This is a genomic window from Paenibacillus sp. Soil750, assembly GCF_001428045.1.
GTDB classification, from domain to species: Bacteria; Bacillota; Bacilli; order Paenibacillales; family NBRC-103111; genus Paenibacillus_E; species Paenibacillus_E allorhizoplanae.
The window spans coordinates 308533-322406 of the sequence record NZ_LMSD01000042.1 but is presented as its reverse complement, the minus strand read 5'-3'; the positions used below and the strand labels follow the sequence as shown (position 1 = coordinate 322406).

8 protein-coding genes are annotated in these 13874 nt (G+C 44.9%); all 8 read left to right on the top strand.

The genetic code is table 11. The features are described from left to right. Positions 1–93: 93 nt before the first annotated feature. The 8 genes from ASL11_RS32325 (at position 94) to ASL11_RS32290 (ending at position 13777) form a co-directional block, all read left to right on the top strand. On the top strand, positions 94–657 hold the full coding sequence (locus tag ASL11_RS32325) for a Uma2 family endonuclease (RefSeq protein ID WP_056624380.1): 564 nt from the start codon (positions 94–96) through the stop codon (positions 655–657). 162 nt (positions 658–819) lie between these two features. Then, positions 820–1866: a Wadjet anti-phage system protein JetD domain-containing protein gene (locus ASL11_RS32320; protein ID WP_056624377.1), complete on the top strand. Its 1047-nt coding sequence runs from the start codon at positions 820–822 to the stop codon at positions 1864–1866. After that, complete coding sequence (locus tag ASL11_RS32315; RefSeq protein ID WP_056624373.1) at positions 1854–3380, top strand: hypothetical protein; 1527 nt, start codon at positions 1854–1856, stop codon at positions 3378–3380. The genes ASL11_RS32320 and ASL11_RS32315 overlap by 13 nt, the downstream gene beginning before the upstream one ends. After that, a complete protein-coding gene (locus ASL11_RS32310) occupies positions 3364–4125 on the top strand; it encodes a DUF6063 family protein (protein ID WP_056624371.1) in 762 nt (253 codons plus the stop codon). Before ASL11_RS32315 ends, ASL11_RS32310 begins: the two co-directional genes overlap by 17 nt. Continuing rightward, positions 4109–8539, top strand: a complete 4431-nt coding sequence (locus ASL11_RS32305) for a hypothetical protein (RefSeq protein WP_056624367.1) — start codon at positions 4109–4111, stop codon at positions 8537–8539. Before ASL11_RS32310 ends, ASL11_RS32305 begins: the two co-directional genes overlap by 17 nt. A gap of 472 nt (positions 8540–9011) precedes the next feature. Continuing rightward, positions 9012–9845 carry a (2Fe-2S)-binding protein gene (locus tag ASL11_RS32300; protein ID WP_056624364.1) on the top strand — a complete coding sequence of 278 codons (834 nt, stop codon included), beginning with the start codon at positions 9012–9014 and terminating at the stop codon, positions 9843–9845. 228 nt (positions 9846–10073) lie between these two features. Then, the gene (locus ASL11_RS32295; RefSeq protein WP_056624361.1) at positions 10074–11936 is read left to right on the top strand and encodes an FAD-dependent oxidoreductase; all 1863 of its coding nucleotides are present in this window, start codon (positions 10074–10076) and stop codon (positions 11934–11936) included. A gap of 371 nt (positions 11937–12307) precedes the next feature. Further along, entirely contained in the window at positions 12308–13777 is a 1470-nt protein-coding gene (locus ASL11_RS32290) for a methyl-accepting chemotaxis protein (RefSeq protein ID WP_056624358.1), read from the top strand. Positions 13778–13874: the final 97 nt, after the last annotated feature.

Below are 13874 nucleotides of genomic sequence, written 5' to 3'. Positions count from 1 at the left end.
TATGTGGTGGTGGGAGGATTTTCTCATCGACTTCGACTTTTCAACTGATTGTGTTAAAATAAGGGAAATATTGTAGAGAGCGAGGTACTTTCCATGAAAATGCCTGAACAGGATCATCGTTATAAATTTCAAGATCTGTTAGAATGGGAAGGCAGATGGGAATTAATTCATGGAGAGCCATTTAGCATGACGCCTGCTCCCTCTACGACACATCAACGGATCTTAAGAAGTATTTTTCTTGAACTTCACACATTTCTGCAGGGCTCATTTTGCGAGGTGTTTATCGCTCCATTTGATGTGAGATTAAGTGAAACTGAAGAATACGATAATCCAGATACAGTCTGTCAGCCAGATCTATCTGTCATATGTAATCCCTCTCAAATCGATGATCGAGGAGCAAAAGGCGCTCCCAAGCTCATTGTTGAGATACTATCTCCGGCTACTGCGATAAAAGATAGAAACCAAAAATTTAAAACATATGAAAAGTTTGGTGTTTTGGAATATTGGATTGTTGACCCTGCACATCAAACGGTTGAGGTATATGGACTACAAGAGGGTTCGTTTCAAAAGCGAGAAGTTTTTGGAAGAGAGGACAAGTTGCGTTCATTTGCTTTTTCTGACTGTGTCTTTGAATTAGAAGGAATATTCCAGGCGTAATTTTCAACATAAAACAAAGTCTGTTGATTCTCCCGCGGCCACGCATCGGAGATCAAGCAGACTTTTTTCTTATTTCTGGAATCGGTCAAAGATCAATGGTTTGAACGATCACAATCGGTTATGATGTAAGGTGGATATATTCTCAAACAGGAGCATGCGTTCATGAATCCCAACTCTATCATTCGTACATATTTGCAAAAAGTAAAGAAAGCCAAAGTCTCTCTTCACGAATTAGAAGCTTTATTTCAAGGCCAGCCATGTACCTACGAACAATTCGCTCAGTCGGTACTTGAGCTTGAAGCTGAGGAGATCATTCAGATGGTTCAGAGCAAAGGGAGAACGGGTAAGCGACCATCCCTTGCCTATCAATATAGCGTGCAGAAGAATCGGTTAAAAGTAGATACGCATAAGGACATCCATCAGGCCAGGATGCTGCTGCATCCTGATATTCAACTGGATACTTACTATTCAGTAGGAGCGGAAGTTTGGGAGCAAGACAGGCCCTATTTGGAACGGATTGACGCCTATTTGAAGCGGGGGAAGCTTCCAACCACCCCGGTACCGGCACCGGAGCGCAGCTTTGAGCTAGTCGCAGATGAGAAATGGATAACAGAGAAGCAAGGGAAAGAGCTGCTGACCCGAATCGGTATGTGGGACAAACTATTAATTATTCCTGTAGAAGACCCCTTGATGTTTGCTGTGAATCCATATAGTTTAACGAGTGTAGTTCATAGGCATCTAATCGTTGAAAATAAAACAACGTATCAAGCGCTGCTGCAGGCATTGCCGGATGTTCCGTTTGCTACGCTTATTTTTGGCGGCGGCTATCGCATTACGAGAAGCATTGAGTTGCTGCCGTTGCAGCTCCCGCTCAGGGATGCAACGCACGAATTCTACTATTTTGGCGATATCGATAGAGTAGGCATCCATATTTGGCATCTATTTAATGAGCGGGTACTTGCGCTTTTTGGTAGACCAGCTAATCTAGCCCTTCCCTTTTACAGAGCATGTCTGAGCCTAGAGTTTGCATACGGAAAAGAAAACCAACGTGGCCATGAGCAAGCATTGCAAGATTTTCTCTCTCATTTCACTGTGGAAGAACAGGAAATTATTAACCAGTGTCTAGCAACGGGGGGCTATTTTCCCCAAGAAATAGTATCAACACACGAGCTTTGCAAGATTTGGAGGCACACAGCATGGACTACCTAGAAATTGGTCAGGTGATTTCCGGGTTTCGGGAACGAATGACCAAGCTGGCACTTTTTGATCCGCTCTATGAGCTGCAGAGAAAACGTCAAACAGATCGACAGAACAAACCCATTGATTTTATGGAACTCGGGCTGCTAACGCTGCTTTACTTTTTCGAGCAGAAGTTGATGCGAAACAATAAGGCAGGTGTCAAGGACTTAGCCGAGTTTCTACTCAAAGTGACGGGAATCTTCATTGATTTAGATGAAGCGGGATTTGAGGATCTAGCTAGACAGATCACGCAAGTGTTTCGCCCGACGACAGGGAAGAAGCGGGATTTTACGTTTATGAACTGGGAATCTGGGGTGCAGGAACATATTTACATATCGATTCTGAAAGCGAATGCTTTCGATTTAAAAACGAATACGCAGTACTACACGCTCGACGAGGATGGGTTGGAGCTTATTTTTGCGACCAAGGAATTTTACACCGAATTTCAATTGTCCATTCATCAGTTGGTATTGCGCAAACAGTTGGAAAAGGGTGAGTTTGAAGGCGCTCTGCGACAAATTAACGAAATGCGGATCGACGTGGAAGCTTTGCAGGAACGGATGATTAAGCTCGAGCACGAGTTGAAAAGAAACATTGTGTCGGAGGAAACATTCGGACGTTATAAAGGTCTGTTAGAAGATATTTATTTGCGATTACAAATGGAGAATGAGGAGTTTGAGGAATTACGCCAATTTGTCAAAGAGACCAAGGATCGCGTTCAGGCACAGACCGTTAGACAGGTGGATCAACGACCTTATGAGTTAATTTTACGGATATCCAATGAGCTGGAGAAGGTACATGGCGAGCATTCCGTTCTTTTCCATCAGAGTATGGTGTTGAAATCACATGCCTTGGGCGCAGCGCAAGAATCTTTGTATTATACGGGACTCGATTCCTTTAATTTCGATCAGGATATTGCATCTCTTATCTTTAGTACGCCACTGCCTCCGGAGACGATGAAAGGTGTGATAGCCCCGTTCTTACCTGTGCAAGAGACGAAGATGTGGTCGCTGTTGACGGTGTGGGCTGAGCAAAATTTACTAGAAGACAGCACTGGACAGGAGCGTGAGGATACGTTTCTTGAAATTGGCGGAGACAGCGATGAATACCGATACCAGACGATGCAGAAAAAGTTGTACAAGCATCTGATGGAGCTCCTTCTGCAGATGATGGAAGAGCAGGGCCAAGTTGAAGTGAAACTTTTCATCGAACAGTTCGAAATACGTGAAGATGCCAGATTGCTGAGCGAGAGAGCATTCTATGATTTTTGGATTTATCTGCATCAGAGAAGCCCCTTGCGGGCGGTGGATATGGATCAGCAGCAGAATGAGGAGCAGGCGACATTAATGGAAGATATGTATGCGCTTCTGGGAAGCCGCTGTTTGGTCGTAATTGAACAACAGGACATCATTCAGGTGAATGACAGGTTTAGCATACAGAATATGTTGATTTCATGGGGAGAACAGGATGACAATCGGACTTGAAAATGGAACAGTAATGAAAGCTTTTCGGATCTATACGTTGCTCGCTCGCGATAACGAGGTGGGGAAAGAGTGGCTTCAAGCCTACATGGCGGACGACGTGGTACGCGGACTTGTGGATCAATTTGCGCGAGAAGTCGATTGCGTAACGATCATTGCTGGCGAACAACTGTATATGATTCCGGAGACAAGGCTATCGCCTTTTCATATGAATAACGAAGTGATTAAACGCACTTATCTACGGGCGAATGCTGTGAATGCGGATCTTTATTTGATGTATGTCAGCATTATTGTGCTTATTGGCGCTTTCTATGATAGCTATCAAACGATGGAGCCTACGAGAAGTTTTATCGGGATTGAAGAATGGACAGCGCTTGTGAATGAGCGAATTGCCTTATTGAAGACTCATCCGGAAGCGGAATTAAAAGAGATGGAGAAGGAATTCTCCTATAACTGGACAGCCTTGATCGAAAAATGGAGTGCCATGGACGATATCAAGGAGACGGCCGCGAGGCAAAGCGGGAATACGATCAGCCGGGTTAGTTTCATGGATTCTGTCCGCAAGTTTCTCATCGCGCAAGAATTGGTGATCGATATTGGCAATCAGGAAATTTCGTTGACCGAAAAGGCTAAAGTGGTTGTGCAGCGCTATTTTATGGAACTAGAGTATAACCGTGGTATTTTGGAGTTTTTATATCAAAGCCATGCATTTGAGGGGGAGGGAAGCGAACATGCCAGCGATCTCTAGAATACGATTTACGAATGTCGTCTATGAGGACGGAAATAAGCGTTACAACGACGAGTTGTTTCATTTCGATGGGCATAATGGCGCGATTCTGTTGGAAAATGGAGGAGGCAAGACGGTTTTCATCCAGTCTGCTATTCAAGCCATTTTGCCTCATGAGGAACTAGCTGGGCGTAAAATCAAAGATACATTAAGTCTCGAAAATGGTCCTGCGCACATCGCGATCGAGTGGATTTTAAGTGAACGGCCTCGACGATATGTAGTGACCTGCATCAGCTTATTTCTGACGGCTACAGGGATTGATTCGTATCGGTATGTGTATGACTATCCAGTGCTTGATCCCGACGCGATTGATCGGATTCCTTTTGTTAAGGAAAGTGTCGGTCATCTGCGAGCAGCGGATAAAGGTGAAATTCATGATTATTACCACCAAATGACGGTGAAGAGAATGAATGCGAAGCTGCCAGCGACGATGAAAGAATACAGAAAAATATTGGAAAATGATTACCATATAATAGCTTCAGAATGGGAACGGATTGCTAAGATCAATAGCTCGGAGGGCGGGGTTGAGAGCTTCTTTGACGAATGCAAAACGACTGGCCAGTTGTTTGATCGTTTGTTGATCCCGACGGTAGAAGATGCGATGGCTGGCTATGAACAAGGCGAGTTCGCGAATAATTTTGAAATGCATAGGGACAGCTTCAAAAAATATAAAGAATTAAAAGAAAAAATCGAAGAAAACAAAAAAATCCTCGTGGAATTGGACCAGTATGTGCATCGTTATGCCACGATGGATACGAAGCAGGTGGCTTATGCGGCTGCACAAGCTGAAACAAAGGCCTATTGGCTGCTCGTCAATGAGCAGAAGAATGAGGAAACCGCCAAGCTCTCGGGGTGGCATCAGATGATGTCGACTTGTGATGAGCAATTGCTTGTATTGGCTCGGAAGAAGGAATCGCTGCATATTGCAAAGCAGATGCAGGAGCAATCCGTGTTGGAAACAAAGCTTAGATTAGTTGAAGACGACGTTGAGTTCAAAGAAAAGCTTGTCCGAAGTGCAAGAGAGAGCTACTATTCGTTGCGTTTGGCCGATTACAAGCAGCAATGGACTTCTGCCGAGGAGCGTATGAACTATGTGCAGCGGGAACTTGAACAATTCGGTCACACCCAAGAAGAGGATGTTTTACGGAACGCGTGGAGCCAGAATGGCGGGCAAATTCGCGGTATTTTCAGCAAGATGGAGCACGAGTGGCAGGTAGAACAAGAGAAGCTCAGTCAGGAAGAAGCTGCTCATCAGAATAGGTTGAACCTAGAGGAAACGATTCTGCGTGATCTCTCAAGTGAACTAGAGCTATTAAACAAGCAACTCATTGAACATAGATCCCTTGTACAAGCCCGCGAGAAAGATAGAGATGAGCTGAGGGCTAATATTTTGGTCAATCCGGCAGTCGAGAGCATGGAAGGCAGCATGGCGGACTGGAGTCAACGTTATCAGAAGTTGGATGACAGTAACGTTCAGCTGGTGGAGAAGAACAAGGATTTGGCATTGAGTAAAGAGGAAAGTGAGAGACAACTGGCAAGCGTGAGTGAAAGCCTCAAGACTGCCTTCGTGGAGCGTGCCAATATAGAGCATAAGCTCGAATCATTTAAAAAAGAGCAGCAATCCATGCTTGAAGAAATCGCTTTGTACAGGTCTTCATGGGGAAGACTCTCGTCTGTATATGAGAAGCAGAGTTCGATTGAAGAACGACTTAGCGAGGATACGGCAAAGCTCCTGCTCGAGAAAGAAGCTTACTTGCTGAAAGAGCGTCTTGCTTTTCGCTATATTGATGATTATAGCTCTCAACCCATATTTTTTGCCGATGTCTATGTGGCTGGCTTGGTGGACAAGTGGAGAAACCAGTTCACGTTACTAGAGACAGGTATTCAATATTTGCAGAGTTTGAAGTTAACCGAGCGGGCGATGACGCAACCGCTATGGTCCATCACGTTGATTACGACAGAAGGCGAAGTTGGGTTAGTTACAAGCAAGCTGCAGCAGTATGCAGAAGATATGCAGTACCCGATCCAGGTAATCTCTTCTCAGGAAGCGGCGCGTCTAGCGGGTAGTGATACACCGGCAGCAGCGGAGGGTAGCGCGTGGGTTGAACCGCAGCATTGGCGTGATAATGCGGAGGCGGCGGAATTCATCAACTGGAAACATGCGATCACACAAAAAGGAGAAGAAGTTCGAACAGCGCGCAAAGAAAAGGAGCGTGATCTGCAGCGTACCTCTGAGCTTCAAGCTGCGTTTAGCCGGTTCCTCTTGCAATATCCGCTTGAGGTTGTGCAAGAAATGGAAAGGGGAGTAGGACTTGCGCGCGATTCTGTGCGTGAGCTAGAAGGCCAAGAGGATGCCATCAAGAGATCCATTCGTCAGGCAGAGCAGGTGATTCAGCAGCATAATGCCGTCCTTGATGAGCAAAAAGAGGAAATGATTCGGCTCGGGCAGTGGATTGAAAAAGGGCGGAAGTATATCGAGCTGGGCAAAGAAATCATGACGTTGAACGGGGCGATCGACCAGCTTGACCAGCAGTCTAACGATCAGCAGCATAAGCTGGAAGGTAGAAGGCGCTCAATGGAGCTAGCGAAGCTGCAGAGCGAGTCCGTGAAGGGCAGAATGAGCGTTTTGAGAACGGAGAAAGCGAGTCTGCTAAGCCAAGATCTATATATTGAACTAGCGGATGTGCAGCCCATTGAAGCGAAGCATAGCTTAGATTGGTTGAAAACAGAGAGAAAAGATTTGCATCTCAAGCTCAATCATATATCCCAAGGGCGCCAGCAACTTGAAACGGAATTGAAGCATGCTCAGGCTAGCAGAACAACGTTGGAGCGAGAGATGAACAAGCTTCGCTTGGAACAAGCGGATCTGAACTTGAACGAGGAGCTTGCTTTCTCTGTGACGGGTGAAGATCAGATGTCACAGCTATTGTCCGAGCTCAAGGAACACGAATCACGGCTAATGCGCGATAAGGAAGAATTGGTGCGGGTCGACAAACAATTTAATGAATTGACAGCGCGAATTAAATTACTGATTGAGCAGTATAGTGGTTTACACGAGGGCGAGCGGCCACTAACCTTTACGGAGTCGCTGAGCGTAGTGGATGCCCAAGTCCAGAGTGAGGATGCACGTCTGCAACAGCAGAAATTGGGCTTACAGCAGCAACACACGCAAATCCAGGCGCAATTAAGTAAAATCGGAGATGTGATCGATTACTTAAATCAATACAAAATTTTGCATGGGTTTGAAAATCCACTCATTCAAGCAGCTTTTATTACACAGGAGCAGAAAGCGGAGTTTCTGAATGACCGCATGAAATGGGTGCGGAAATCTGTGGCGTCGCTAATCGCCTTGATGAAAGAACTAGAAGTGGAAGAGTCGACGGTGAAAAAGGCCAGGCTGCATTTTATTGATTTTTGCCGGAAACAAATTAAGGATGTCAAAATGAGAGATATGGCTGAGCAAGGTGTCGAGAACAAAGACAACTATGTGGAGCTGACACAATTTCAGCATAAAATGCACAGCCGCATTGAACGCGTCAATCATGTCGCGGAAGAGACGATGCGCACACACAATCAGCAGCTTGAACAGTATATCATTCATGTGCACAGCCATTTGAAGCTGATCGCGTCTGAACTTCGAGATATTCCCAATAAAACGAGAGTTAAAGTTGAAGATCAGTGGAAGCATATTTTCTCCTTTCTCATTCCTGAATGGGATGAACTTGAGGCGAAAGATCATTTGCGCAAGCATTTGGAATGGGTTTTGACCGAACTAGAAAAAGGCCATTACCGTGATGAGAACGATCAAGAAGTGAAATCAACGGTTCGCAAGGAGCTCGAAAAATGGTTGGATACCAAGCAGCTTCTACAGATTGTTTTGCAAGAAAAAGTCATGAAAGTTTCCTGCCGTAAAGTCACCAATGAGAATAATGTAACGAAGGCTTCCTTCTCATGGGAACAGTCGAACAATTGGTCTGGCGGGGAAAAATGGAGCAAAAATATGACATTATTCTTAGGCTTACTTAACTATGTCGCCGAAAAACGGCAGCATATTCAAGCGAACATGAAGCGGCATCGCACCGTGATCCTTGACAATCCCTTCGGGAAGGCATCGAGTGACCACGTGCTAAGTCCTGTGTTTTTTATCGCTGAGCAGCTTGGCTTCCAGATCATTGCACTGACAGCGCATGCGGAAGGCAAATTCCTCAAGGACTATTTCCCAGTTGTCTTTAGCTGTAGGCTCAGACAGGCAGCCAATGGAAGTAAGCTGGTCATGACCAAGGAGAAGGAAATTAATCAAGCTTATTTCCGTGATCATGCGCCGATTTCGCTGGAAAGATTAGGGGACGTTAAGCAGATTGAGTTGTTTATTTAGGGTGGTATGTTTCGTGAACCAAACGGGAGTATCTGCTGCATTGCGTACCTAACAACGATAGTATGTTCCCCGTTTAATGGACATGAGCGACGCTATTTCTAATAAAGCAGACAGTTTCCTCGTGTAACGGACACCAGCGACGTTATTTACTGTTTTGGAGGCAAAATTGTGCCCCAAACAGGAGAATAACGGCCATGTTGTCCTTTAGAATTTGTAATGGCTACTTTGTCGCTTAATAACGTTCCCTGCGTCCGTTAAACACTGGATTGGCTTTATTTCCTGGCGAAAAATAATTGCCCCATTAAACCACAAAAGTCTGTCTAATCTCCTGCGACCCTGCATCGGAGATCAGGCAGACTTTTTAACAGTGCAATTGAGAACATCGGAGTCTTCAAAATTGGAACGAAATGGTATACTAGTTCCCAAAAGGATGAAGATGGGTGAAATACGCTAACGACAAGGAGAGGGGAATATGAGCACATCGGTTCAGGCTTATATAGCGGAAAATTACGGAGTTCGGATGGAGTCCCATCCGGACCCGCTTTTTACGATGGCAGGACAGCAGCTTTTAACGGAAAAAGGGATGCAAGAGTTCTTAGCTGCTTACTCGCCCTTGATGAAAGCACTCGAACCTGCAGCGGCTGGTGCCTATTTAATTAGCCGTCTCGGGGGTCTGAATGCGGCGATGCAGTATATGGTTACACATGATGAATTATTTGATCTGTCTCCGGAGTTATGGTCGCTGCAATTGTATCGAAGTGAGAAGGGGTTCGTTGAGTTCCGTATTATGCTTCAAGAATTAAGAAAACTTAGTGGTCCAGAGTGCGGACATCGAAGTGAATGGCGTGAAGAACACTTATCCCACTGGTATGCTGGGACTATTCGGCCAATTGTCGAAGCAATCGCCGTTGCCGCCGATATGGACATTCATCATTTGTGGAAAATTATACCGATGCGCCTTCGTTTTATTTTCGAACAATGGAAACAAGTGAATACGTCAGAAGAGTGGCATGCTCGTTATGCTGAGGACCATATATTTGTAACGAAGGAATTGAAAGGTGAAGTATTCGGCCGACTTCGGAATCCCTTGTATGCCAAGGTTGTGACTGTGGATTACCCGGGTTATCCAGGCGAGCCCGACACGAAAATTAAACTGAAGACCGCCTGTTGTATGTACTACCGAACAGAAGGCAGGCAATATTGTTATACGTGTCCCCGGATGAAGCCGCAAGAGCGCGATGAGCGCAAAGAACAATTGCGAGTTCAATTCGCCCAAGAAGCAGCCGCTAAAATTGCTGTGAACTAACGTACGCATACGCGTGTATTGGAATAATTGCAAGAGTTTCACGAAAGTCTGTCTCTAATCTCCCGTGGCTGCGCATGGGAGATAAGGCAGGCTTTTTAGTTGCTTTTTTCTCAATTTTCGCTGCGAGATTGGATAGTCCTTCTTTGGTCATTTTCCTGTTGGTTTTTTTCTGCAATATGCATACAATAAGGGAAAGCACTTATTCGATGCAGCAGGGTGATGAACTTTTTGAAAAATTGGCTAGCTAGTAATATGAAATCGACATTGATTTTCGGTATTCTCGTATTTATTACGATAGCTGGCGGAGTTTTAGGCTACTTCGGACTGCTCCGAGACAGTGACGGGGGATTTACCCTACATACGCATTCGACCTTTCAGCCAGATGTGGTTGTCATGGGAACAGAATTAGAGGGCATGTATCTTGCTCAAAAGGCAAAGAAGGAAGGTCTCGACGTATTAATCCTCGAAACGAAAGGTCGATTAGGCGGGCAACTCATTCAAGGTGAGATGCTCTATCTCGATGGAACCTACGATGATGAAGGCACATTGCTCATGCAAGGCGGCATGAAGGAGCTTTTCCAAGCGTACACACAAGGAAGTATCCGTACAAAAACGGATTTTGCCCATTATTTTCACAAACTTATTGAAGGCATACCCGTTGAGAAAAATATCGTGCTTGAAGACTTGAAAGTGACAGGCAATAAGGTCATTTCTCTCGCCTATCAAGACGGTGATGGGAAAAAGCGGATGGTGAAGCCTTCCTATCTGGTTGATAATTCGGATGACGCTGCGTTGATTCGCAAGCTCAATGTGAAACCGCTTCCTGGGTTAGAAGCGCTATATGGAAGTAAGGAACGCGAATATATGAGTGGTACGTACATGATGAAATTTAAGGGAGTCGATTGGGATAAGTTTCAAACTCAGTTTTGGAAAATGACGAAGATCGAGCGTGCTCATACATTCGGACCTGAAAGCTATGTGAATTCGCACATCGCTTATGGGTTTCCGCCAATCGTATCGACCTATGAACTGCACAACAAGAACGAGCTTAATCTCCGAGGATTGAACATTCTTAATCAAGGTAATGGAGAAATCATGATTAACGCGCTTCAGGTATACGGTATCGATCCAAGCCGCAAGGAAACGATCGAACGAGGGATGCAGCTCGCCAAAGAAGAAATGCCATTCATACGCGATCATCTTCGCAAACATATGGCTGGCTTCGAGGAGTTGGAGCTAGCTGGAGAGCCGAACGAATTGTATATTCGAGAGTTTAATCATTACCCAACAGAATATGTGCTGCAGGCATCGGATTTAATGAGCGGCCGGATGTTCTGGGATAACGTTAGCGTCGGTGGGTATTTCATGGACATTCAAGGCTCACGCTCGAATCGGGAGGGACTGGCTATTGGGCGTCCGGATAAATATGGGATGCCTCTACGAAGCTATTTGCTTCATGATTACGACAACGTTGTCACCGCGGGGAAGCTGGTTGGTGCAACCGCTGTGGCTTACGGGAGCGCAAGAATACAACCGAACGGGGCAATGGCTGGAGAGACCATAGGCGTATTGATGGCGCAAATGCAGGGGAGGAGCCTGAAAGCGACGACCCCAGAGGAGATCGCTCGCCTTCATAAGCGGATGGAGAAGACTTATCAGATCAAGCTGTATGACCAAGTAGCGAAGGACAAAATTACTCATCTCTCAGAGGTGGAGCGGTCAGAGTTGGACAATGGAAGGATTACATTGCTGAAAGGCAACAAAATCGCACATCATTTGCCTTTTATCCGAATCAAACTGGAAGGTCAAGCAATCACTTATAACGGGATCAAGCCAATTGTCATTGGAGGCATACCCTGGGTGCCACTCAGTCAAACGTTTGAGAAGCTAGGCCAAGGTGATGCTACATACGATGAAGAAAATCGACGTATTCACTACACGTTTATGGGAAGGAATGGAACGATTCCTTCGGCAGACGTACAAGTGCTGAACAATTTCGTGCTCGTAAGCTGGGCGAAACTTGCGGAAGAACTAGGCTACCATTGGGATTGGAATGAGTCTCGTGACGAGGTGATTGTGAGGCGGTTATGAGAAGGGGAAATGGTCAATCTAAAAATGCCCGTCAGGATGAACTTTCCTGACGGTTTTTCTTTATTCCTTCTTAAACACCTGTGGAGCTAGGTAGAAATAATGTGACATAAATTGACATTAAACGACTTTTTTCAATCTAAATAGATAACAAATGACGATTAAATCAATATAATGTTACATATGTTGACATTAAAATCATGTGTCGACTATAATGTTCTTACAACAGGAGTGTAATTGTAATCTCCTCTAGCACATTATCGTGCTAAATCGGCAAAGAAGCCGCGCTGACATCTTATTCAAAAGGGTGTCTTGTGGCTTTTTGTGTTTTCACAATTTTGAATAGATGAATTACAATAATGGAGGTTTAGCCCATGATCAAGCTATTGCACTTAGCCGAGTATAATCAGATTGAAAGCAGTCTAAGCAAATTGGCGGACGGCGACTTCCGTGTGAATAATGACGGAGCGGCTGTCAAAGAGAGATCTACCATGATGCCTATCTTGAAGAGAACAATCCGAAGTTTAAAATCACTCGTGCGGGTGGTCGACCATTCTTCCAGAGAACTCCATATTAAGATGGAGGACACGAGCGACAAATCTGCGATGATTTCTGAACAGGTGGAAGGAGTTACCTCTACGATCCGCGATATTGCAGTTGGCATGCAGGACGCATCGGAGCATGTTTCTGACATTGCTGAAGAAATGAATCGAATTCATCACTTCCTTCAAGAAGTTAAGGGGAAGAACGGATCTATTGTGGATTCGTCTGAAGGATTGTCAGAAGCTGTTTCTTTGGGAAAAAGGGAAATGTCTTCCGCAATGGAACAAATGCGCTATATTTCCGGTGAAAGCGTTCAGGTGCAAGAACGGATGAAACGTCTTGGAAAGGTAATTGAGAAAATCGCCGATATTACAAGGTTAATTGAAGAAATCAGCAGTCAAACCCAATTGCTCGCATTAAATGCGAATATTGAAGCAGCTCGTGCAGGGGAACAAGGAAAGGGATTTGCGGTTGTCGCTAAGGAAATTACCAAGTTAGCGGTTCAAACCAAGCAGGGGACCTTAGGCATCCAAGAACTAATTGGGACTGTGACCCAAAGTGCTGATGTATTGGGAGCGTCTATCAATAAGATAGATGTTACAATTGGAACCGGTGTACATACGCTGGAAACTGCTGTTGACAAATATAAAAAGGTGGAAATGTTTCTTGTGCAAATCGTTGGCGAAATGAGAGAAGTTGACGGAAGACTAGAGGGGATAACTGGCAGTACTTTATCGATTACGGATTCTGTCAATCAAACTTCCGCGATGATCCAGCAAGTAGCTGCCGGTAGTGAAGAAGTATTGGCATCCGTTGAAATTCAACAACAAAACCTGTTGGAGATTAATGAAAATATTCAGGAATCGGCTCTAAAAAGCTTGTCACTCCGTTCGTCGGTTTCCCAATTCAGACTACCCTCGGGGCATGACAGTCATCCCCTTCAAATTGAAATGAATCGTTGGATTGAATGTGCTATGGCTATTCGTGCTGTGATGGTTTCCATGATTGAATCGCGTGAGCTTGAGAAGATAAAAGCATGGCATCGAAAAAAGGAGACGAATGAGGCTCATTTAGAGGTTTGCTTTACTACTATTTCAGCAAAAGTGAAAACAGAAAAGGATCGTCATTATTTTGAGGCGTTGTGTGCAGCTTGGAAAGAATTTGGTGACATTAAAGACCAAAATGCGAAATGGATGTTGGAAGGGGAATATGATAACGCGAAGCAATCATTAATTACCAGAGGAAGAATCTGCTTTAAGAAGACGATGGACTTAGTGACCGAGTGGATGGAGGAGGGATAACCCGTGCTTCAGAAAAATAAAAATCTGCACTTCTCCAATGGAGAGGGGCAGATTTTTTAGTTTCCAATGTTTCCCTATGCCCACACCATCTCCCGCC